We start from the raw sequence: 24295 nt of genomic DNA, 5'->3' as shown, positions 1-24295 counted from the left end.
TTTATGCGGATTTATAAAGTCGGCGGCGCGGTCCGAGACCGCCTGCTCGGCAGGCCTGTTACCGATATCGACTGGGTCGTGGTCGGCGCCAGCAGTGACGAAATGCTTGCCAAGGGCTACCGCCCGGTCGGTTCCGACTTCCCGGTATTCCTGCACCCGCAAACTGGCGAAGAGTACGCCCTGGCGCGCACTGAACGTAAAACGGGTCGCGGCTACGGCGGATTCACCTTCCATGCCAGCCCAGAAGTCACCCTGGAAGAGGACCTGATCCGCCGGGACCTGACGATCAACGCCATGGCCGAAGACGAGCACGGTCAACTGACCGACCCTTACCACGGTCGACGTGATCTCGAAGCGCGCCTGCTGCGCCATGTTTCCCCGGCATTCGCCGAAGATCCCCTGCGAGTCCTGCGGGTTGCTCGCTTCGCGGCCCGTTACGCCGAACTCGGATTCCGCGTCGCTCCCGAGACCCTCGTCCTGATGCGCCAACTCAGCGAATCCGGCGAACTGCAAGCCCTGACGCCTGAACGCAGCTGGAAGGAAATCTCCCGCGCCCTGATGGAAGCCCAGCCCCAGGTGTTTATCCAGGTGCTGCGCGAGTGCGGTGCGCTGAAGGTATTGCTGCCGGAAGTCGATGCCCTGTTCGGCGTGCCGCAACCTGAAGTCCATCACCCGGAAATCGACAGTGGCGTGCACACCTTGAGCGTGCTGCAGCAAGCCGCATTGCACCGGCAACCGCTGACGGTGCGCTGGGCCTGCCTGCTCCACGACCTGGGCAAGGGCCTGACGCCGGAAAGCGAGTGGCCACGGCACATTGCCCACGAGCACAAGGGCCTGAAACTGATCAAGGCGGTCAACGAGCGCTTCAAGGCACCCCGCGATTGTCAGGAATTGGCCTTGTTGGTCGGCCAGTATCACACCCACGGACACCGCGCCCTGGAGCTGAAACCCTCGACCCTGCTGGAGTTGCTGCAAAGCTTTGACGTCTACCGGCGCCCACAGCGATTTGAAGAGTTCATCGTTGCCTGCGAAATGGACGCTCGCGGCCGCAAAGGCCTGGAACAGAGAAGTTACCCACAGGCCGATTACCTGCGAGGCGCGGCAACGGCCGCGCGCAGCGTCGCGGTCCAGCCATTGCTGGAACAGGGATTCAAAGGGCCGGAGCTGGGAGAGGCCATCAAGCGCGAACGCCTCAAGGCGCTGAAGACCTACAAGGAAGCAAAGCAGAGTTGAAGCCTATCGCGGGCTGGTGCAGAACCGCCCGCGACGATCACCTCAAAGCATGCTTGAAGGCGTCAGGGGCTGACCGCGCCAGGAGAAGGCTACCGGTGCCAACACCTGGTCGATCTGCGCTTCTTCCCACAAGCTCGAAAAACTTTTCTCGACCCCAGGGTGAAGCCTGTCAGGAGCGATCAGCGACAACGGCCACAGCACAAAGGCATTTTTCAGGATCTCGGCGCGCGGCAGCACCAAACCATCGAAATTGCCCACCTGATCGCCATACAGCAGCACATCGATGTCCAGTGGCAAGCCTATGCGATCCGGCGCATACCGCCCGTTATCCGCCTCGATGAATTTCAGACGACGATCCAGCTCCATCAACGGCAGATCGGTCAACGCCGACACCACAAAATTGAAAAACGGCCCGCTCTTGATCCCGACCGGCTGGCTTTCGAAGACTGGCGAACAGTGCATGTCCTGCAAAAAGCCGCTGAGTGCTTCAAGCCCCGCCTGCAAATGGGTTTCGCGCTCGACATTGCTGCCGAGCCCGAGAAATACCTGAGTCAGCGACATCCGCGCTCAATCTCCACACCCACACCCGTGGCAGCCGGAACGGCGCCTGGCTTGGTCAACTTGAGACGCAACCAGGTGATCTTGAATTCACTCATCAACACCTGCGCCAACCGCTCGGCAAAGGTTTCCACCAACTGGAACTGCGCGTGTTCGGCGAAGGCCTGGATGCGCGTCGAAACACTGGCGTAATCCAGGGCCAGGGTCAGGTCATCACCCGCCGCCGCGGGACGATTGTCCCAGGCAAAGCTCAGATCAAGTCGCAGGCACTGACGGATGCCGCGCTCCCAGTCGTAGGCACCGATCACCGTGTCGACTTCCAGGCCCTCGATAAACACTCTGTCCAAGCACTTTTCTCCGCAGCACGACAAGGGCGCAATGCGCCGTTAGAATCAGGGCGTCCTCGCCCGGAATAGTTAGCATGTTTTGGTCACTGGCGATTTTCGCCTACCTGCTCGGCTCGCTCTCCTTCGCCATCCTGCTCAGTCGCCTGACCGGCAACCCCGATCCGCGCATGGGCGGATCAGGCAATGCCGGCGCCACGAACATGTTACGCCTGGCCGGCAAAAAACTCGCGGTCCTGACACTCTTCGGCGACCTGCTCAAAGGCTTGCTGCCCGTCCTGCTTGCCGCGATGGCCGGCCTATCCATCCAGCAACAAGGCTGGATCGGCGTCTGTGCCGTGATTGGCCACCTGTTCCCGCTGTACTTTCGCTTTCGCGGCGGAAAAGGTGTCGCCACCGCTGCCGGCATGTTGCTGGGCCTCTACCCGCCGGCCGCACTCCTGGCCATCGGCGGTTGGCTGCTGACCTTCTACCTCACCCGCACCAGTTCGCTGGCGGCACTGATTGCCACGCCCCTGACCCTGCCACTGCTGGCCTGGCAGGAACCGGCCGCTCTGTTGCCGATGAGCGTACTGACCGCACTGATCGTCTGGCGCCATCGCGGCAATCTACGCGACCTGTTTGCCGGACGCGAACGGCATTTCTAACCAAGGAAGTTAAACATCACAACGGTGACAATTGCTCCATCGGCCAGCGGGCCTGAACGCTGATCGCCAGGCTTTCATGCTGTCCTGCCCGCAGGCGTTGGCAACCGGCAAATGCGATCATCGCGCCGTTATCGGTGCAGAACTCCGGGCGAGCGTAGAAAACGTCGCCTTTCATGCTACCGAGCATTTGTTCCAGGGAAACCCGCAACGCCTTGTTCGCGCTCACGCCACCAGCGATCACCAGACGCTTGAGACCAGCCTGCTTCAGGGCCCGCTTGCACTTGATGGTCAAAGTCTCCACCACCGCATCCTGGAAGGCCAGCGCGATGTCGCTGCGGGTTTGCTCGCTGTCGTCCCCAGCGCTGAGGCACTGCTGCCAGGTGTTGAGGGCGAAGGTTTTCAAGCCGCTGAAACTGAATGCCAGGCCTGGGCGGTCGCACATCGGACGGGGAAAAACAAAACGCCCGGCCACACCCTGTGCCGCCAGACGGGCAATTTCCGGACCGCCGGGGTAATTGAGCCCCATCATCTTCGCGGTCTTGTCGAAAGCCTCACCCGCGGCATCGTCGAGGGTTTCCCCCAACAGCGCGTATTGGCCGATGCCATCGACCTGAACCAGCTGTGTATGACCACCCGAGACCAACAAAGCGACGAACGGAAACTCCGGCGGCTGCGGCTCCAGCATCGGCGCCAGCAAGTGGCCTTCCATGTGGTGCACACCGAGCGCCGGAATGCCCCAGGCAAACGCCAGCGCCTGGGCGCAGGAAGCCCCCACCAGCAGCGCGCCGACCAGGCCGGGACCCGCGGTGTAGGCGATGGCGTCGATCTCGGTCGGCACGCAGTCGGCTTCGGCCAACACCTGACGAATCAAGGGCAGCATGCGCTTGACGTGATCTCGAGATGCCAGCTCCGGCACCACGCCACCATAGGCGCGATGCAAGTCGATCTGACTGAACAGTGCGTCGGCCAGCAAGCCTTTTTCACTGTCGTATAATGCGACGCCGGTTTCGTCGCAAGAGGTTTCTAATCCCAGTACTAGCATGGGTTTGCGCCTTGTTTAGGCTAATTTCGAAGGCGCGCATAATAGTCCCCACGGGATGCCCCGACCAGCGGTTTTCGATCAGAGGCTTTGCATTCCGAGCGTTGAGGGGTTAACATCCGCAACCCTTAAAAACCGACGTCTTCAAGTGCTCTTTTGCCGCGAGGATGTTGACCCCGGTAATGAATGAAGGTAGCTCTGGATGCCAGCCGTCAAAGTAAAAGAGAACGAACCCTTCGACGTAGCTCTGCGTCGTTTCAAGCGCTCCTGCGAAAAAGCCGGTGTACTGGCTGAAGTTCGTAGCCGCGAATTTTACGAGAAGCCAACTTCTGAGCGTAAGCGCAAAGCAGCTGCTGCTGTTAAGCGTCACGCCAAGAAAGTTCAGCGCGAACAGCGCCGCGCCGTTCGCCTGTACTAATACACAGACGATCGTAGCAAGCTTCTGCCAAGCCCGGCCCTCAGCCGGGCTTATGGCATTTGCGGATATCGCTTGATGCTTCACTGTCGAAGCCGCACACGCGACCGAGACAAACCTGCTTCACACGTCAGACCTGGCTCTTTTGCCAGCCGTGCACGTCTCTTCTGACGAGCCTTCCAAGGCTACTGACGAGCACACCCTACTGATTCCTCTAATCGACGATCAGCCCAAGGCACCTGCGTGCGTGCCCGCTTTTGAGCTATCCGAGCCTGACTTTTGGGCGCAACCGGACTCAGGGCAACACTTTCGAACAGTCGGATTCTGATTGCTGCTAACGTCAGTGAATTTTCGGCAGATACATTTCCCAACAGCGAATACGCAGTCGATACCGGTCGAGCCGCCTTTTTTGTCGCGTCTCGTAATCATGGCCGCATCAACGCACCCTTCGCCTGAGCCCTACATCTACCAGCAGTGATGACGAGAACGCCATGGCCGGGCTGATTCCCCAGAGCTTCATTGACGACCTTCTGAACCGCACCGACATCGTCGACGTGGTCAGCTCGCGCCTGCAAATGAAAAAAGCCGGCAAGAACTACACGGCCTGCTGCCCGTTTCACAAGGAAAAAACCCCATCTTTCAGCGTCAGCCCGGACAAGCAGTTCTATTACTGCTTTGGTTGCGGCGCTGGCGGCAACGCCCTTGGCTTCATCATGGACCACGACAACCTGGACTTCCCCCAGGCCGTCGAGGAACTCGCCAAGGCCGCCGGCATGGAGATACCCCGCGAGGAAAGTGGCCGAGCGCACAAGCCCCGGCAACCCACCGACTCGCCACTGTACCCCCTGCTGACGGCCGCCGCCGACTTCTACCGCCAGGCCCTGAAAAGCCATCCGGCACGCAAGGCCGCCGTCGACTACCTGAAAGGCCGCGGCCTGACCGGCGAAATTGCCCGGGACTTCGGCCTCGGCTTTGCCCCGCCCGGCTGGGACAACCTGTTCAAGCACTTGAGCAGCGACACACTCCAGCAGAAAGCCATGATCGATGCTGGCCTGCTGATCGAGAACGCCGAAACCGGCAAGCGCTACGACCGCTTCCGCGACCGGGTGATGTTCCCGATCCGCGACAGCCGAGGCCGGATCATCGCGTTCGGCGGCCGAGTACTGGGAGACGACAAACCGAAGTACCTGAACTCCCCGGAAACCCCGGTATTTCATAAAGGCCAGGAACTCTACGGCCTTTATGAAGCACGCAAGAACAACCGCAACCTCGATGAAATCATTGTGGTCGAGGGCTACATGGACGTCATCGCCCTGGCCCAGCAAGGCCTGCGCAATGCCGTGGCCACCCTGGGCACCGCCACCAGCGAAGAGCATCTCAAGCGCCTGTTTCGGGTGGTGCCCAGCGTGCTGTTCTGCTTCGACGGCGACCAGGCTGGTCGCAACGCCGCCTGGCGCGCGCTGGAGTCGACGTTATCGAGCCTGCAGGACGGTCGGCGCGCACGCTTCCTGTTCCTGCCCGAAGGTGAAGACCCGGACACCCTGGTGCGCTCCGAAGGCACTGATGCATTCAAAGCGCGGATCAACCAGCACGCCCAGCCACTGGCCGATTATTTTTTCCAGCAATTGATCGAAGAGTCCGACCCGCGCTCGCTCGAAGGCAAGGCCCACATGGCCACCCTCGCCGCACCGCTGATCGACAAAGTACCCGGCGCCAACCTGCGCACCCTGATGCGCCAGCGGCTGATGGAAATCACCGGACTCAACAGCGAAACCGTCAGCCAACTGGTGCAAAGCGCCCCACAAGAAGCGCCGCCAGCCTACGACCCAGGCATTGATTACGGCGCCATGCCGGATTATTCGGACTACCATCAACCGCAGGAAAGCTACGCACCCCAGCAGGAATGGACGCCGAAAAAACCGGGGGCCGGCGGCAAGAAATGGGACAACAAACCCTGGGACAAAAAAGGCAAGCGTGGCGTCGATCGCGATCAGCCACGTGCCCCGCGCGTCCCGGCCGCCGTCGAACCACCAACACTGGCGGCTTTGCGCACGCTGCTGCACCACCCGCAACTGGCGGAAAAAGTCGAGGACGCCGGGCACTTCGCTGCCGAGGACCACTCCAATACTCAGTTGCTGGTCGCACTGCTCGAGGCCGTACAGAAGAATCCCAAGCTAAACTCATTTCAGCTGATTGCTCGCTGGCACGGGACCGAACAGGGTCGCTTGCTCAAGGCGCTGGCCGAAAAGGAATGGCTGATCGAGGGAGATAACCTTGAACGACAGTTTTTCGACACCATAACTAGTTTGTCAGCCCGCCAACGCGAGCGAAATCTGGAACAACTGCTCAGGAAAGCTCGCCAAAGCGAGCTGAGCAGCGAAGAGAAAAATCAACTGCGCGACCTTCTAAGTCGCAATGTTTCCGCATCAAACCCGACCTCAACTGGCGCGTGAGGTCATAGCTCAGGTATAATCCTCGGCTTGTTTTTTGCCCGCCAAGACCTTCAGTGGATAGGGTGTTATGTCCGGAAAAGCGCAACAGCAGTCTCGTATCAAAGAGTTGATCCTTCTGGGTCGTGAGCAGGGCTACCTGACTTACGCCGAGGTCAACGACCACCTGCCCGAGGATATTTCAGATCCAGAGCAGGTGGAAGACATCATCCGCATGATCAACGACATGGGGATCAACGTATTCGAGGTTGCGCCAGATAAGGATGCCCTTATGCTGGCCGACGCCGATACCGACGAGGCGGCCGCTGAAGAAGCGGCCGCGGCGTTGGCGGCGGTCGAGACCGACATTGGTCGCACTACCGACCCCGTGCGCATGTACATGCGTGAAATGGGTACCGTAGAGCTTCTGACCCGCGAAGGCGAAATCGAAATCGCCAAGCGTATCGAAGAAGGCATCCGTGAAGTGATGAGCGCAATTGCGCACTTCCCAGGCACGGTTGACCATATTCTCTCCGAATACACTCGCGTCACCAGCGAAGGCGGTCGCCTGTCCGACGTCCTGAGCGGTTACATCGACCCGGACGACGGCATCACGCCGCCTGCCGCGGAAGTACCACCGCCTGTCGATGCGAAAGCCGAAAAAGCCGACGACGCTGATGACGACGAAGACGGCGAAGCTTCGGATGACGAAGAAGAAGCCGAAAGCGGTCCGGATCCGGTCGTTGCTGCCCAGCGTTTTGGCGCTGTCGCCGACCAGATGGAAATCACCCGCAAGGCCCTGAAAAAGCACGGTCGTGACAACAAGCTGGCAATCGCCGAGCTGTTGGCCCTGGCTGAGCTGTTCATGCCGATCAAGCTGGTTCCGAAGCAATTCGAAGGCCTGGTCGAGCGTGTTCGCAGCGCCCTGGATCGTCTGCGTCAGCAAGAGCGCGCGATCATGCAGCTCTGCGTTCGTGATGCACGCATGCCGCGTGCCGACTTCCTGCGCCAGTTCCCGGGCAATGAAGTTGACGAAAGCTGGACCGACGCACTGGCCAAAGGCAAGAGCAAATACGCTGAAGCCATTGCTCGCCTGCAGCCCGACATCGTCCGTTGCCAGCAGAAACTGACCGCACTCGAAGCCGAAACCGGCCTGACGATTGCCGAGATCAAGGACATCAACCGTCGCATGTCGATCGGCGAGGCCAAGGCCCGCCGCGCGAAGAAAGAGATGGTCGAAGCGAACTTGCGCCTGGTGATCTCCATCGCCAAGAAGTACACCAACCGTGGCCTGCAGTTCCTCGACCTGATCCAGGAAGGCAACATCGGCTTGATGAAAGCGGTAGACAAGTTCGAATACCGTCGCGGCTACAAATTCTCGACTTATGCCACCTGGTGGATCCGTCAGGCGATCACTCGCTCGATCGCCGACCAGGCCCGCACCATCCGTATTCCGGTGCACATGATCGAGACGATCAACAAGCTCAACCGTATTTCCCGGCAGATGCTGCAGGAAATGGGTCGCGAACCGACTCCGGAAGAGCTGGGCGAACGCATGGAAATGCCTGAGGACAAGATCCGCAAGGTATTGAAGATCGCTAAAGAGCCGATCTCCATGGAAACCCCGATCGGTGATGACGAAGACTCCCATCTGGGCGACTTCATCGAAGACTCGACCATGCAGTCGCCAATCGATGTTGCCACCGTTGAGAGCCTGAAAGAAGCGACTCGCGAAGTACTGTCCGGCCTCACTGCCCGTGAAGCCAAGGTCCTGCGCATGCGTTTCGGCATCGACATGAATACCGACCACACCCTCGAGGAGGTTGGTAAGCAGTTCGACGTTACCCGTGAGCGGATTCGTCAGATCGAAGCCAAGGCGCTGCGCAAGCTGCGCCACCCGACGAGAAGCGAGCACCTGCGCTCCTTCCTCGACGAGTGATCACAAAACCCCCGGCCCTGCCGGGGGTTTTGCTTTGCGCAGATTAAATCCTCGCGCTATCGCCCCACGCCCGCAGCCCGTCTACACTCGAAACATTCTCCCCGAGCCATAACGAGACCGTTATGCCCAGACTCCCGGCCGCGCTGTTACTGTCGCTGATGACCTGGACCGCAACGGCTGACGCGTTGACTCTGACCGACGAGGAACGTGGCTGGCTTGCGGCTCACCCCGAATTGCGCCTGGGTGTCGATGCGTCGTGGCCACCGTTCGAGTTTCGTGATGAACAGGACCGCTACCAAGGGCTGGCGGCCGACTACATCAACGTTGTACGCGACCGCCTGGCGGTGCGTGTCACACCAGTCGAACCGGTCAGCTGGACCGAAGTCCTGGACCAGGTCAAACACGGCAAACTCGACCTGCTGCCCGGCATCATGTCGACCCCGGAGCGCCAGAACTACCTGTCGTTCACCCGGCCCTACCTGGACTTCCCGATCGTCATCCTGGCCCACGTCGGAGGCGCCCAGCCACACACCATCGAAGACCTGTACGGCCTGAAGATTGCCGTCGTGGAGAACTACGCGCCCCACGAACTGCTGCGCACGCAACACCCCGATCTGAATCTGGTGCCCATGCCCAACGTCAGCTCTGCCCTGCAATCGTTGGCCACCGATGAAGTCGACGCCGTAGTCGGCGACCTGGCATCCAGCGTCTGGAGCCTGCGCCAACTCAAGCTCGAAGGGCTTTATGTCAGTGGCGAGACGCCCTATCGCTATCAACTGGCAATGGCCGTGCCCAAGGACAACAAGCTGCTGGTAAGCATCCTCGACAAGGTGCTGGCCGACATGAGCCCGGGGGAAATCAGCGCGATTCAGGAGCATTGGGTTGGCAACGTGCTGGATCACCGCACGTTCTGGTCAGATTTGTTGGTCTACGGCCTGCCCGGGATACTGTTGCTGGTCGGCGTGCTCGCCGTGGTCATCCGCATCAACCGGCGCCTGAGCTCGGAAATTTCCCGGCGCGTCGCGTTGGAGCAGGAACTGCGCAGCAGCGAATACCACTATCGCGGGCTGGTGGAGAGCCTGTCGGCCATTGCCTGGGAAGCCAACATCAATGACTTCACCTACAGCTACGTCTCGCCCCATGCCGAAGACCTGCTCGGCTACCCTCTCTCGCATTGGCTGATCCCGGGATTCTGGCGCAACATCATCCACCCGGCCGACCTCATCCGCGCCCAGACCTTCTGCGAACAGGAGGTACTGGCCGGACGCGATCACAGCCTCGATTACCGGGTCATCACCGCTGACGGCCGCTGCCTGTGGGTGCGCGATATCGTCAGCCTGATCGAGCACGGCCACGAGCCGGTGATGCGCGGCCTGATGATCGACATCAGCGAAGCCAAGCACACCGAAGAAGCCTTGCGCCTCTCCGAGCAGAAATTCGCCTCGGTGTTCCAGCAATGCCCGGACATCCTGGTGATCGCGCGCCTGTCCGACGGCTGCCTGCTGGAAGTCAACGAAGCGTTCGAGGATCAAATCGGCCTGAGCGCCGCAGAGGTGATCGGCCAGACCGCCACCGACCTGAATATCTGGGGCATTCCCGGAGTCGGCCCTGGATTGTTGCAGCGCTTGCAGGCGGGCCCGATCCGCAACCTGGAGATGCCCTTTCGCCGCAGCAATGGCCAGGTGTTCACCGGCCTGATCTCCGCCGAACCCTTCGAACTCGACACCACGCCGGCACTGGTGGTGGTGGTGCGCGACATCAGCCAGCTCAAGGAAACCCAGCAACAGCTGCAGACCTCCGAAGAGAAGTTCGCCAAAGCATTTCACGCATCGCCGGACGGCCTGTTGCTGTCACGGGTCAGTGACGGCCTGCTGATCGAGGTCAACGAGGGCTTCAGCCGCATTACCGGCTTCAACAGCGCCATGTCGCTGGACCGCTCGACCCTCGACCTGGGCATCTGGGTCAACCTCAACGAGCGCCGGCAAATGCTCGACCTGCTCAAGCGCGATGGCTTCGTGCGCGACTTCAGTTGCCACATCCGCCGCAACGACGGGCAGATCCGCCTCTGCGAAATGTCCAGCCGGCCGCTGCCGATTGGCGATGACGAATGCATGCTGACCATCGCGCGCGACATCACCGAACGGCATCTGATGCAGGAAAAACTGCAGCAGGCCGCCACCGTGTTCGAAAGCACCGCCGAGGGTGTGCTGATCACCGACACGCAACAGCACATCAGCGCCGTTAACCGCGCGTTCAGCGAAATTACCGGCTACAGCGAGACCGAGGCCCTGGGTCATACGCCACGGCTGCTGGCTTCAGGTCTACACGACAGCGCCTTCTACGCCGCCATGTGGCACCAGCTTACTGCCGAGGGTCATTGGCAGGGCGAGATCTCCAACCGGCGCAAGAACGGCGAGCTGTACCCCAGCTGGCTGACCATCAGCGCCGTGCGCAACAAGGATCGTTTCATCACCCACTTCGTCGCCGTGTTCGCCGACATTTCCAGCCTCAAGCACGCCCAGGCCAAGCTCGACTACCAGGCCCACCACGACCCGCTGACCGGCCTGCCCAACCGCACCCTGTTCGAAAACCGCTTGCTGATGGCCTTGAACCATCAGCGCGAACAGGGCGGCCAGGGTGCAGTGCTGTTCCTCGACCTGGACCGTTTCAAGCACATCAACGACAGCCTCGGGCATCCGGTTGGCGACCTTCTGCTCAAAGGCATCGCCGTGCGTCTCAAGGAACAATTGCGCGACATCGACACCGTGGCGCGCCTCGGTGGCGACGAGTTCATCATCCTGCTGCCCGGTCTGCAGCAGTCCAGCGACGCCGAACACATCGCCAACAAGCTGCTCAACTGCTTCGGCGCCCCATTCCAGGCCGGCGAACACGAGTTCTTTATCAGCGCCAGCATCGGCACCAGCCTCTATCCCAAGGACGGCAACGACGTCGCCACCCTGGTGAAAAACGCCGACGCCGCCATGTACCGCTCCAAGGCCAAGGGCCGCAACCGGGTCGAAAGCTACACCCGCGACCTCACCGCCCAGGCCAGCGAGCGCATTGCCCTGGAGCATGAGTTGCGTCGCGCCATCGAGCGCAACGAGCTGTCGTTGTACTACCAACCGAAGATCAGCCTGCAGCATCCACGCCTGGTGGGCGCCGAGGCCCTGATCCGCTGGCGTCACCCGATCTTTGGCGATGTGCCGCCTGAGCACTTCATCTCCCTCGCCGAAGAAAACGGCATGATCCTGCAGATCGGCGACTGGGTGCTGGAACAAGCCTGCCTGCAGATGCAGGAATGGAACAAGCGCTATGAGGGCTTCGGCTCGCTGTCGGTGAACCTCGCCGGCGCGCAACTGCGCCAGCCCACCCTGCTCGGCCGTATCGAACAACTGCTCAAGGAATACCGCCTCAAGCCCGGACTGCTGCAACTGGAAATCACCGAAAACTTCATCATGAGCCAGGCCGAAGAAGCCCTCGAAGTCCTGCACCAGCTCAAACGCCTGGGCGTGCAGATCGCCATCGACGACTTCGGCACCGGCTACTCCTCGCTCAGCTACCTCAAGCGCCTGCCCCTGGACTACCTGAAAATCGACCAGTCCTTCGTCCGCGGCCTGCCCGACGACCCCCATGATGTAGCGATCGTCCGAGCCATCATCGCCCTGGGCCGCAGCATGCAATTCACCATCATCGCCGAAGGCGTCGAAACCCAGGCCCAGCAGCAATTTCTCGCCGGCGAAGGCTGCGAACAGATCCAAGGCTACATCGTCAGCCTGCCCCTACCCGCCGACGAATTCGCCGCAACCTTTCTTCGTCTCGCAGTTTCAGACTTTTCGGATAGCACAGCCGAGAAACCACCGTTATAATCCGCGGCCTACTGAGGGCCTATAGCTCAGTTGGTTAGAGCAGAGGACTCATAATCCTTTGGTCCACGGTTCAAGTCCGTGTGGGCCCACCATATAAATCAACGACTTACGCTGTAATGGCGTAGGTCGTTTGTTTTTCTTCCCCACGATTTTCCCCGTTCGTTCCCCGTTTCGCTGGTCCCACAACGCACCTTTGTAAAGTACGCGTGTGGTCGGCACGCCCCTAGCCGCGTAAATCCTTGTCTTCGCGGACATGACTCAAATCTGAGCCATGTTCCTTGAGCTCAGCGAGCATCTCACGGATATCCCGGATGACGTTCTTGTGCTGCTTCCCGGTTAGCCTCGACTTGATACCACTCGGTGGGTGGATAGCGCCTCTTCTGGTTTTACACCCAATATGTGACTGTGAAAAAAAAACGGGGGAACGGGGGAACAGTGGGAACAGCCAATGTTTCCGGGGGCTTCAGCGGGGGAACTTGTACCCCAGTGATTTTTGCGGGGAACAGCAACAGCAGATCGGCAGCAAAGACCCACGGCTCGTGGGAATGAGATTTCCGCCCTATCGCCCTTGGCCATCGAGCAAACGCCACGGCCATCTTTGAGTGGAACAATTCGGGGCGGAAACCGGATTTGTGGACACTTACTGGATGCTGAGTTTTGCGTTGAAGCTGTCGAGTTTTTTGCAAAAGCATTCGAGTTTTGCTTCAAAAGGGGCGAGTTTTGCCTTAGATGAGCAAGGTTTTGGCCTAAGAGTTAACCGAGTAAATTAGTCGGTTAACTGATGTCATAAGCGCTGAACGCCACGGCCGGTGCGGCCTGCGGGGTAATTTAGGGATGCGTTGGTAGTTAACCAAGTAAAACAGTCGGTTAACTCCTAAGTTAACTAAGCTCAAAGCCCCGGCCCGTCTGGCGTTGAGGCCGATTCGCGGTACGCGGAGTTAACCAGGTTAACCCCTTGGTTAACTGGGCTCTAGGCCACGTCCTATACGGGCTACAGCCGATTTTCAGCCTGAGTTAACCAGTTAACTAACTTCTGAGCGCTGCCGCTAAAATTTTCCCGCGAGTCTTCGCACCCGTCTCTCGACGAGATTGCCAGGGTCCCCCTCGCATTGTGGGGAGGCATACGCAGTAATCTTTGAAGCACTGTGCGTTTCGCACGCAAATATTTACCAACCATAAACAGGCAGTGACGACAGGCATCTAACGGCCAAAAGCGGTCAACTGCAGTTAATGGTTAGCGGCTACCTGCTACCCAACTCATTTATCCTGAATGAGCTGCAAGGCGCGATCAAAGTCGAACAGTTCCACCTGCGCCGCGGCGAGTGCCAGCCGTTCTGCCAACGCTCGATCGAGTGGCATATTGCGCAGTGCCACCAGCACGTCCGAAGCCGCCGTATCACCTTCGTCCAAAAGAACAATAAGCCTGCTCAGTTGCTCCCTGATTGCCGAGTCGTCCAGCGGGTAGCCATCCATGGAGGCCGGTGTGTTTGTTTTAAGGTCGGCCAGAGCCGCCAGGGTCGGGAGCAAGCAATGCTCGACGTGCATCGCTAGCGCTTGCACTACCGTAGCCGGCTCGCCGTTCTGGCAGGCCTGTTCTAACAACGTGCACGCCTGCGCCACAGCCTTGGCGCCGATGTTGCCGGCGGTGCCGCGCAAACTGTGCGCCAGCCGTCCCGCGGCACCAGGATCCGGATCGATTCGTGCGGCCTGGAATTGCCCGGCAAAGTCTGTCTGAGTATCGCGAAACTTGCAGAGCAGACGTAAGTAGAGATCCCGCCGCCCCATGCAGGTGGCGAGACCCGCCGCCAGATCAATGCCCTCAAGACGATCTGGCAAGCCATCGGCGAAGACTGCGTTCAGCGGTGCTTGAGCGGCTCGTGGCTTGATCCACTTTGCCATTGTGGCGAACATGGTTTCGACATTCAGTGGCTTGGAGATATGGTCGTTCATGCCGCATTCGAGCGCACGCTCGCGGTCACCGTCCATAGCGTTGGCGGTCATGGCGATCACTGGCAGAGTGCTGAAGCGCGGTTGCTGGCGAATTTGCCGGGTGGCCGTGTAGCCATCCATCACTGGCATCTGGCAGTCCATCAGCACGCCATCGAAGTCGCCATCCTCGTCGAGGATATCCAAGGCCTCTTGGCCGTGCGTGGCGAGTCGCAAGCGTATTCCGACACTTTCCAGCAGCTCGCTGGCCAATTCCTGATTCAGTTCGTTATCTTCGACCAGAAGCAGCCGCGCTCCCTTGAGACTGGCGACGGTATCGGCATTCTGTAAGGAGCGTTCGCCAGCCCGAGTATCGCTGTTCGTGTCTCTGCCCAGCACGACACCGATGGCTTCGAGTAACGAGGACGGCGTAACGGGTTTGGTCAGTATCACCGGCAACTGGAGGCCCTGGCGTTCGGCTTCTTCGCGGGCTTCTTCGCGGCCAAAAGCGGTCACCATGATGACCGATGGTGTGCGCATCAGACTGGCGGAATGCATTCTGCTCACGGCCTCCATGCCATCCATGCCAGGCATCCGCCAGTCCATCAAGACCAGATCGTAAGGCAATACCTTGTGCTCGGCGTCGGCCAACATGCGCAGCGCCAGACTACCGTTCTGCGCGACATCCACTTCCAGGCCAAAGCTGCGTGCCATGCCCGAGAGAATTTCACGGGCACTGGTGTTGTCATCCACGACCAGTACCCGCATACCAAGCAGTTCGCCGGCCTTGAACATGCGACGCGGCAGAACGTTTTGCTGCACGCCGAGTTGCACCTGGAAATGGAATGTAGAGCCGATCCCCGGTTCACTTTCGACCCAGATTCGGCCGGCCATCAGCTCCACCAGTTTCTTCGAGATAGACAGCCCCAACCCGGTGCCACCGTATTTGCGGGTGATCGAACTGTCCGCCTGGCTGAATGACTGAAACAGGCGTGAACACTGCTCGACGGTCATGCCAATGCCTGTGTCGCGGACCCAGAAATGCAGTTGCACACTGTCCGTGTGCGCCCCCACTTCTTCCACTCCGACCACGATCTCGCCGTGCTCGGTGAATTTGGCTGCGTTGTTGCCCAGGTTGATCAGCACTTGCCCCAACCGCAGAGGATCGCCCAGCAGTGCCGTGGGCAAGTCGGGCGGGATCTGGAACAACAACTCCAGGCCCTTGTCCTCGGTCTTCAGGCCAATCATCGAGGTGAAGCTGTCGAATACGTCCTCCAGGCGGAAAGGCACGTGTTCGAGGCTCATCCTGCCGGCCTCGATCTTGGAGAAGTCGAGGATGTCGTTGATGATTCCCAGCAGGTTCTCCGCTGATCGGTGCACCTTTTCAATGTAGTTGCGCTGGCGCTTATCCAGTTCTGTACGCAGCGCCAAGTGGCTCATGCCGATGATGGCGTTCATCGGTGTTCGGATCTCATGGCTCATGTTGGCGAGGAACTCGCTCTTGGCCAGCGTGGCCTCTTCCGCTGCAGCCCTAGCCTCTGCCAGTGCGGTGACGTCGATGTTGATGCCGGTTGCGCGCAATGGCTTGCCGTCAGGCGTGCGTGAGAAGCGATTCAGCGAGCGGAACGTGCGCACCTGCCCATCGTTTTTACGCACGATCCGGAAGTCGAACTCGACGCGATCATCGCCACTCTGAACGGCGTTCTCGAACGTGCTGCTGACTCGCGCCACATCCTCGGGATGCACCAGCGCCTTCCAGTGCGCCAACGAACCACCGAAGCCGCCAGGCTCAAGTCCGAACAATGTTTCAAGCTGGGGAGTCCAATAGTTTGTGCCGCTGACCAGATCGACGTCGAATAACCCGATGTCACCGGCCTCTTGTGCCAGGTTCAGGCGATCGCTGGCAGTTCGCAGCCTGGCTCCCATCGCCCGGCGTTCACTCACGTCGCGCACCGAGGCACACACACAGACGCCACGCCCCTCGAGGCGGGGCAAATGGGAAAGGCCGATTTCCACGGAGAACAGGCTGCCGTCTTTGCGTACTCCGCTCAAATCGTCCAGATCGCCGCCCATCTGCCGGGTTCCGCCGCTGGCAATGAAGCCGTCGCGTAACCTGACATGCCGCTCGCGGGCAGCCTGCGGTACCAGACGCTCGATGCTGGCGCCAATCAGCTCGCCGGTGGCGTAACCAAACAAGGTGTCCATTTGCGGGTTGGTCATCAGTATGCGGCCGTCGGCTCCCAGCACCAACATGCCGTCCGGTGCTGCCTCGATGATGCCGCGGTACCAGGCCTCGGTGGCGCGCAGTTCTGCCTGCTGGGCCTCCAGCTCTCTGGCCTGGTGTTCCAGCAGCAAGGTTTGCGCGCCCATTTCGTCAGCCTGGCGCCGTGTTTCCTGCAGCAGCGCTTGGGCTGCCTCGCTGCGTTCCATAATGGCCATCGCACCGGCCAGCCTGGGCAGGACTTCTTGCAAGAGCAACGCCTCTTTCTCCTCCAGCGAGTGAAAGCCAGCCATTTCCACAACCCCGAGCAGGCGCTCGCCACGCAGCACCGGCTGCACCATCAGATGGCTGGCGGCTGCTGCGCCCAACTGCGCGCGCACATGCCAGAACGATTCGGGCAGATCCTCAAGCTGACGGGGTTGGCGATCCAGTGCGCACTGGCCAAGCAACCCCTCACCGAGTTCAAGCTCGGCGGGCAACGGGTGCTCACTGTCCACCGCATAACCGCCGACTAATTGCAGGCGCGACGCGCCCTCATAAAGCACGTAAAGCGCCCCTTGGCACATGCCCAAACGGGGCGCGATGCGGCTGAAAAAAGCCTGGGCCAACTGATGTGGCGTCTCTGCCTGTTGCAGATCCACTTGCAGGAGCGAGGCATGGCCTTTCACCCAACGCTGGCGTTCAAGTTGACAAGCCTCCACTTGCAGCGTGGCAATGGCCCGCGCCAAGTCGCCGGTTTCGTTGCGCAGGTCGGTGTGGGGGATCTGGCCGTCCAGCTTGCCCGACGCCAATTCATCAACCGCCACGCGGACGCGGTTGAGCGGCACACGAATGGAATAGCTGACCAGCCAGGTCAACAGCAAAGCCAACGTTGAACCGCCCAACAGCAAGACATAGGTGATCATGCTGCTGCGCTGGGCATACTCAGCGAGGTTCTTCGCCGTATCGTGGATGTCGGCTTCCTTGTTTTTCTCGATCTGGTTGAGCAACCCGTCGCCGCCCTGTTCCAACGCAAGAAAATCCTTACTGTTGAGCAACATCAAGGCCTGACCCAAGGAACCCTTGCCGGCGAACTCCAACGCTTCATCGCCATCTTTTTGCAGACGCTGTAATACCCGTTCGAATTCCAGCAGGCTGCTGATGCTGCTCTGTCTGCGCAGTGTTGGACGCACCTGCGCCAACGCTTCGAGGAGGCGCTCTTGGGCGCGGTCCATCTGCGCCCTGGCGCTGATGCGGATGTCGGCGTTATTGGTCGCGATCGCCCGTTGCATGGCCAGCAACAGATGCGGTAGTTGCACCCGAACTTCCTGCACATGCTGGATACCGGCAAGATCCTGTTGGTACAGCTGCTGCATTTCATGCCTGAGCGAATACTGGGTGCGCAGGCTTTGCACGCCGAGTATCAGGATCAATGTCATCAACGCCGCGAAGCCGATGATCAATTTGCTGCGCAGGGACAGGCGCTCGAGCATCTCGAACAGTCTGTTCATAAACGGCCTCTTTCAGCTGGATGTGCAGAGTGATGCGCGGGGCTCAGGGACGATCAGCAATTTGCTCAAGCAGGGCTAACTGCCTGGCCATGTCCTGGTCGCTGTCGGCAAATCGCTCGGCAATTGCGCAAAACTGTTCGGCATTGGCGAGAAACGCGTCACAGATGTCCGGATCAAAATGCGAGCCCCGGCCTTCGCGGATGATTTTCACCGCTTGCTCGTGGGGCATGCCGGGCTTGTACACGCGGCGACTGATCAGCGCATCGTAGACATCCGCCACGGCCATCAATCGGGCGCTGATCGGGATGTCATCGGTGGCCACACCTTGTGGATAGCCACTGCCATCCCATTTTTCCTGGTGGCCGTAGGCAATTTCCTTGGCCAGATGAAGGAAGTCGACGTTTATTCCCAACTGATCCTCGGCGTGCTGGATGGCGTCGCGTCCCAATGTGGTGTGGGTTTTCATGATCTCGAACTCTTCGGCGGTCAGCCGTCCCGGTTTCAGCAGGATGCAATCAGGAATGCCAATCTTGCCGATATCGTGCAGCGGTGCCGATTTGAAGAGCAGTTTGATGGTGTCCTCGTCGAGGAAGTCCCGGAAGCGCGGGTGATTGCGCAACAGTTCAGCCAGGCGTTTGATGTAGTGCTGGGTGCGGCGAATGTGGTTGCCGGTTTCGTTATCACGGGTTTCAGCCAGCGAGGCCATGGCGTGGATCGTGACATCCTGGATGGCGATCACCTCGCGGGTGCGCCGTTGCACTTCCTGCTCCAGAAAATCGTTCTGATTGCGCAGGAAATCGGCAACGGCCTTGAGCTTGATCTGAGTCTCGACCCTGGCCATTAGAACCGGGGGAATGATCGGCTTGGTAATGTAATCCGCAGCACCGAGGCTCAAGCCGCGAATCTCGTCCTCCGTAGCGGTCATGGCGGTCAGGAAAATGATCGGTATGTGGCGAATGCGAGCGTCAAGCTTGAGCTGCTCGGCAACGTCATAACCGGACAGGCCCGGCATCATGATGTCCAGCAGGATCAGGTCGGGAAGCGGGTCTGCCTGTAGCAGGCGCAGGGCCTTTTCGCCGCTGTTGGCGGCCTTGACCCGATATTTGTCCTTGAGCAACTCTGCGATCAGCATCAGGTTATCGGGTGTATCGTCGACCACCAGAACGGTAGCTGATGGGTAAACGTCCTGCATGCTATCCATGTATGTTGGCTCCCGAGTCCGCAATTCAAGAGCTGGCGTACCTACGCCAGTCTCTTGCTGGCAAGCGTAGCTAGAAACGCCGCAATCGCTAGGTGAAGATCGGCAGGTTGGTTCGAAGAGGCACTCAATCGAATGTCTGCTATTGGCCGTTTGCAGCCTCTCGGTACGTTTGCCCCGATGGTGCGATTCGTCCAGTTTCTTCTCGGAAAGCTGTCAACCTTGTCAACTTACTTGACAAGGTTGACAGGCACTTTGATCGTTTATCAGGGTTAACCGTTGACACCGAGCCTCACGCCGCGAGCAGTATTGACGGGGGTTTACGGAAATCTACTGCGCGTTGCACGCATCCATTAGCTCGAAACACAGGCTTTTCTTGTCAACCTGTCAACTAACTTTCAGACCCTGCGGCTAACGCGATCACGCGAGTTTTCGCACCCGTCCCTCGACCAAATTGCCAGGGTCCCTGGCGTGTTTTGGGAGAAAATAAGCCGTTGTTTGGGATGCTGCGAATAGCATCGCACGTGGTCTCCAACTCCTTGTACAGAACAGCGTTTGCCGCACCAGGCAGTCAAGAAATTTGGAGCGCTTACAGCTTTGCAAATCTCCTTTGAAGCTTCGTTAGTTCACGCCCCTTGCCAAAACTCTCTGCGATTACCTGTAGGTCATCCTCATTCAATGCGGTCTCGTCTACGGATTGGAGCACTGCTTGGGTGCCCAACTGATGAGCTAGCAGCGCTAAATTCGCTTTAATCGTCATGGACGAACATTGTGGAATGTTTTTCAACAGGAGCACTGCAATATTGTAGCGATCAGCTTGATCCGTCAGTTGCAGGGCGATTTTCTCCAACTCAGAAGTGACGGCAGCAGCAGTCTCTGGCACCGACGTTAGCAGAAGGATTTGTACGGTTAGATTGATCAGATCCTTGGGGGCAGGCTTGGTACTGAGCGTTACGATCTGCCGCCACAGACGACGCCGACCTTCGTCGGTGATTTCGGGGGCGAGTACCGCTTGCTTCAGTACCTCATATGCATGATTGCCGAGGGATCTAGTCCACAGAGTGAGGCCTTGATCTGGTAGCTCAGTTGAACCGAATTGTCCTTTCGCAAGAATCTGAAGAGTCGCATCCAATCGTTCTGCCAAATTCAGATTTTGGATGGCATTGTTCCAAGCTTGCGCTAGCCAATCCACTTCATCCGTCGTTTCCCAACCAATCGCATCGGGTAGCGCCGCTATTTGGGCAGCTGTGAGTGTTCCAGAGGTACGAGCTAGGAACGCTTCAGCCTCTGTTGGATGGGTTCGCCAAATGAGACAGGCGACCTCCAGAAGCTCGCTCTCATGCTCTGCCCCGACAATTCCCGCGTTAAGCATTGACTCAAGAGAATGCAGCAACCCGCGCTTCGCCTCTTGAGGGCTTCTCTTCGCAACGTTGAATGCATCGATGAAAATGGTTTGAGGGGCATAACCCGGCTTGACGGCTTCGGTTGTAGGCCACGTCCCTGCAAAATGCTGATGTAGCACGTTGTTCTGGGGAGGGTAGTTATTAGCAGTCGCGAAGGTGTCGCGTAAGCAGGTTGCAACCGTCGCGGGATCTGCATAGAGATAGATTTTCGAAAGCCCAGGTAATAGAGCCTCGAGATAGGGCGCTCCGTTACTGACTTTCGAGGGGAACCCACTCAAGGCTTTGTTCAGATGCACTTGAAGTTCACCCGTTTTCCAGCAGTCTGCGGGAATTTCTTCGGCTGCCATCAGGTACAAATCACGGTACCGCACTGGTGGGGATGCTAGCGCGAACCCACTATCGAAGTACGCCGCAATTTGTTGCTTCGCCACTTCAGGTAGATGTACAAGACTTCGGAACAGCGCAGCACAACACTTCAAAGGAAGATTATCAGCTAGCGTTTTGGCCCACTCTTCCCCCACGCGTGCCGTCAGGGCGTCATCGCGTCGAATGAGTCCTTCGTAAAGCGTAACAGCATCCACCTGATAGCTTTCACCGGTTGAAAGATTCACTGCCAATTCAGCGAGACTTGATTTCGCACTCTCTGTCAGCGCTTCAAAACGAGCAGTTGCAACATGCAATAACCATTTGAAACCTCTACTGTAGTCAACCTCCGGTTCCGGATGCTGGATGAGGAGGTTGGCGACACCTATCACGCAGTCAGACAACGGCTGCGCACTAGCCAATGTCTGAGACTGCTCTAGGACTCTTAATGCGCAGCCTTTCAATTCGTTTGATGGTAGCGCCAGGTATTGGCGAACCAGCTTCCACAGCTCAGATCTGCTCTCCTCGCCAAGCTGAGCGAGGTCAGCAAACAAGCCATCCACACGAGATGCAGCGCTAACAAGGTCGATCTCACCCCCTCTACCTGCCTCCACTTCAGCTGCCAAGAGTGAAATGTAATCGGCCCCCAGTACGCCCAGCAGCATCTCTTCGTGGCTGCTCAGCCAAGTTTCGAGCTGGTTAAAGTTGAAGTGGTAAGAGCTAGCTCCGATATTGACATCACGAACTTTAAGCCACTCGATGAACACCTGATCCTGTTGAGCAGGAAGCCCATGTTCCTGGCGAACCCCCAGTACACTCGAACAGGCCTGGAGTACCATTGCTTTGGCTTCGTCGAGGCTTGGAGATTGCATTGTCTCTAGTCGGAACTCGATTTTGTGATTACTGGTGAGCAAATCCTTAACGAGTTCCGCGGCAATCTGGCGCTGCTCCTGGCTATTTGCGATTTTTAAGACTGAACCGATCTTGGACATTCCAACCATTGATCTTAAATCGATAGATGCGGCCAGCTCGGTGCAAAGTGGGCCTAGAACCAAGCGCACAGTTCGTTGAGGAAGATGATCGAGAAGGTTGGCCACGACCCGCATAGCATTGTGTCTTCGGCTCATCGTCTCCAAGTACAAGTCACTGATCATCTGGTGCAGCAGGTGTGCTTGATCGTCGTTAATTGTCACTTTATCCGCACGTGGCGAGAGCTGCTCTATAAGCCCCTTCGTATCACCAGACATCAACAACCCATAAATGGTACTAGTACCCGCACCAAATTTACGGCTGATCGGGTCTTCGGAAAGCAACAACAGACTCTGCAGGGAGTCAGGCCAACGAATCCCCACTAAGCTCGACAAAAACTGCCGAAGCTCTCTGCAGCCTTCTCTTACGTTCGTGCCCGCTGTCTCGTCGTACGTTACATAGCGTTTAAGTAACACGGGACGAGTTTCGACGGGTTGATCCATAACCGACTCTCCACTCACAAGGAGAGCTGTCAGCCTGCCGAGCAGTTGAGGATCGCCTTGAAGGTCTCGATAAAAATCTGGGAAGCTCACCCGCGCCGCGCTAAGCGCTCCTAATGAGACTGGATGCCCTGTGACGGCATTCTCGTGCAACCCACCTGGTCGCTCACTGGAACCACCTTCTCGCTCGCGGCGTTTGGCTAGCCACCAAGATTGCGCAAAGGCGTTCACGATCTGTAATGCGTTACGAGGATCAACTACGTTCACATGGATCATTCGGTCTATTACTTGCTCCGGACTTGAGCCCCGGGCCTTTAGGTCAGTAACGATCTCGTCGAAAGATGATAGGCGTTCAAGTGCAAACTGGCGCATGTCGCTGCGCGGTGGCGGTGGAATTTCTAGACGGAACTGGAAAATTCGATCGAGGTAGCGTCGAGCATCGTTATGGGTGAACACTGTGCCGGGCTGCTCCGGGTTCCCACGGCCGCGAGCCAATGCGTCTGCAACTTTGGCCTCGTCACACGAGATCACAAACACAAGTCCAAGACCTGAAGGTAGCTTCTCGGATGGGATTTCCATGAACGCTCGGACAGCGTCGAGGCCCAGTACCATTTCCTCCGCGGAGAGTCGATCAAGGTCGTCAACAAAAATAACGAGTCGTTCACAGCGAGTTGATCTACCGAAGAGCCCTGATGTCGTCCTCTTGAACTGCTTTAGTTGTTCCAGCAGCATTTCCTCATACTGCTCAGCGCTGGCACTGGGCAACGACACCTTTGTAATGGATCGAAAGCTATCGATCTTTGATGGCTTCAAGTGCTTGAGCATGTAGCTGTAGGCACCGCAAATACCGGCAACGAAAGTCGATTGAACGATTGAGTTACCCCAAGGGAGAATTTCGAGCCCAAGCCATATCAGGCCGAGGAGGAAGAGCATGGCAAGAAGGAAAGCTGGTAGCGGCATCGACCAAGCTCGCCACAGCTGAAACGTATATTCTCTCCAGCCTTTCCATTGTTGCTCAGTATGGGTCACGTTCCGGAAGAGTTTGTCGTGTAACGCCTGCTCGTCTCCTCCAAGCTCCAAAAACACGTGCCGCAGAAGTGCGCGCTTGATGTCTTGGTCTTTTCCTCCAAAACGCCAAGCATTGAATGTGATGCTTTTGATTCGATCCTTCCGAGGTACGTTACCGGATGAGATTGATGCATCGTTCGCCAACCCACGAGTGTAAAGCTCTTTGATCGAGCTCTTTCCAGTACCCCAGCCGCCCAATAATCCGATACTGAATGGAGGCTGGTGATGATCAGACTCGACCAAACTTCGCAACGCTTGAGCGAAATGCCTATGACCAAAAGCGTCTTGGTCTTCTGTTTCTATCTGACGGTCAAGTACTGCCGGCATCGACTCATGTGGGTCATGCATGCGTTGCGTTCCTTCATCAACGAGTTGCTGGCTGGAGGCCACCATTTCGCGAGCCTACTTGATGCTAGAGGTGATTGCTAGGCAGGTTGTATCGGCGCGACGGCCTATGCAATGTGTCCGACCAATGCCCATCAACGGCAGAAACCCGGACTGAGGATGAGGCCGGGCGTTGAGCGATAAGGCGGTTTTCAAATCCTTACCTATGGTTGTTTTCTGAAAGCCCTTGCAGCCCTTGTCCTGTAAGGGCTTCAGAGGATTCTCAGAATCTCCGAATCTAACACCCGTCTGCCTGAGCCGAGCACAATTTGAATCCCGGTCTAACGGCTTCACGTTTCATGA

12 protein-coding genes and 1 tRNA gene are annotated in these 24295 nt (G+C 58.4%); 7 read left to right on the top strand and 6 right to left on the bottom strand.

Going from position 1 to position 24295, the window contains the following annotated elements; translation table 11 throughout:
* The first annotated feature begins 3 nt into the window (after positions 1–3).
* Positions 4–1233 (top strand): multifunctional CCA addition/repair protein, encoded by a 1230-nt coding sequence (locus ACZYR5_RS07355; RefSeq protein ID WP_489088522.1) that lies wholly within the window; start codon positions 4–6, stop codon positions 1231–1233.
* 42 nt (positions 1234–1275) lie between these two features.
* Here the strand turns inward: ACZYR5_RS07355 and folK are convergent, their stop codons facing one another.
* On the bottom strand, positions 1276–1794 hold the full coding sequence (gene folK, locus ACZYR5_RS07350; RefSeq protein ID WP_489088523.1) for a 2-amino-4-hydroxy-6-hydroxymethyldihydropteridine diphosphokinase: 519 nt from the start codon (positions 1792–1794) through the stop codon (positions 1276–1278).
* A complete protein-coding gene (gene folB / locus ACZYR5_RS07345; protein ID WP_489088524.1) occupies positions 1785–2138 on the bottom strand; it encodes a dihydroneopterin aldolase in 354 nt (117 codons plus the stop codon). Before folB ends, folK begins: the two co-directional genes overlap by 10 nt.
* A gap of 74 nt (positions 2139–2212) precedes the next feature.
* On the opposite strand from folB, the gene plsY reads away from it, so the two are divergent.
* On the top strand, positions 2213–2782 hold the full coding sequence (gene plsY / locus ACZYR5_RS07340; protein WP_489088525.1) for a glycerol-3-phosphate 1-O-acyltransferase PlsY: 570 nt from the start codon (positions 2213–2215) through the stop codon (positions 2780–2782).
* 16 nt (positions 2783–2798) lie between these two features.
* Here the strand turns inward: plsY and tsaD are convergent, their stop codons facing one another.
* On the bottom strand, positions 2799–3824 hold the full coding sequence (tsaD, locus tag ACZYR5_RS07335; protein ID WP_489088526.1) for a tRNA (adenosine(37)-N6)-threonylcarbamoyltransferase complex transferase subunit TsaD: 1026 nt from the start codon (positions 3822–3824) through the stop codon (positions 2799–2801).
* Positions 3825–4023: 199 nt separating this feature from the next.
* Here tsaD and rpsU point away from each other — a divergent pair, with 199 nt between their 5' ends.
* The 5 genes from rpsU to ACZYR5_RS07310 all read left to right on the top strand — a co-directional run bounded on the left by rpsU (position 4024) and on the right by ACZYR5_RS07310 (position 12562).
* Complete coding sequence (rpsU, locus tag ACZYR5_RS07330) at positions 4024–4239, top strand: 30S ribosomal protein S21 (RefSeq protein WP_002551877.1); 216 nt, start codon at positions 4024–4026, stop codon at positions 4237–4239.
* Positions 4240–4727: 488 nt separating this feature from the next.
* Entirely contained in the window at positions 4728–6689 is a 1962-nt protein-coding gene (gene dnaG, locus ACZYR5_RS07325) for a DNA primase (RefSeq protein WP_489088527.1), read from the top strand.
* 67 nt (positions 6690–6756) lie between these two features.
* A complete protein-coding gene (gene rpoD / locus ACZYR5_RS07320; RefSeq protein WP_489088528.1) occupies positions 6757–8604 on the top strand; it encodes an RNA polymerase sigma factor RpoD in 1848 nt (615 codons plus the stop codon).
* A 122-nt stretch (positions 8605–8726) separates the two neighbouring features.
* Positions 8727–12470 (top strand): bifunctional diguanylate cyclase/phosphodiesterase, encoded by a 3744-nt coding sequence (locus ACZYR5_RS07315; RefSeq protein ID WP_489088529.1) that lies wholly within the window; start codon positions 8727–8729, stop codon positions 12468–12470.
* 15 nt (positions 12471–12485) lie between these two features.
* A tRNA-Ile gene (locus tag ACZYR5_RS07310) sits at positions 12486–12562 on the top strand.
* Between the two features lie 1165 nt (positions 12563–13727).
* Here the strand turns inward: ACZYR5_RS07310 and ACZYR5_RS07305 are convergent.
* The 3 genes from ACZYR5_RS07305 to ACZYR5_RS07295 form a co-directional block, all read right to left on the bottom strand.
* The gene (locus ACZYR5_RS07305) at positions 13728–18107 is read right to left on the bottom strand and encodes a response regulator (RefSeq protein ID WP_442102666.1); all 4380 of its coding nucleotides are present in this window, start codon (positions 18105–18107) and stop codon (positions 13728–13730) included.
* Between the two features lie 43 nt (positions 18108–18150).
* Entirely contained in the window at positions 18151–19308 is a 1158-nt protein-coding gene (locus tag ACZYR5_RS07300) for a response regulator (protein WP_442102668.1), read from the bottom strand.
* Between the two features lie 586 nt (positions 19309–19894).
* Positions 19895–24001 carry a KAP family P-loop NTPase fold protein gene (locus ACZYR5_RS07295; protein WP_489088530.1) on the bottom strand — a complete coding sequence of 1369 codons (4107 nt, stop codon included), beginning with the start codon at positions 23999–24001 and terminating at the stop codon, positions 19895–19897.
* Between the last annotated feature and the right edge of the window lie 294 nt (positions 24002–24295).

Source organism: Pseudomonas sp. F007, from assembly GCF_057814275.1.
Note: the sequence above shows the minus strand (reverse complement) of the source record. Positions and strands in the feature narration are given on the sequence as shown.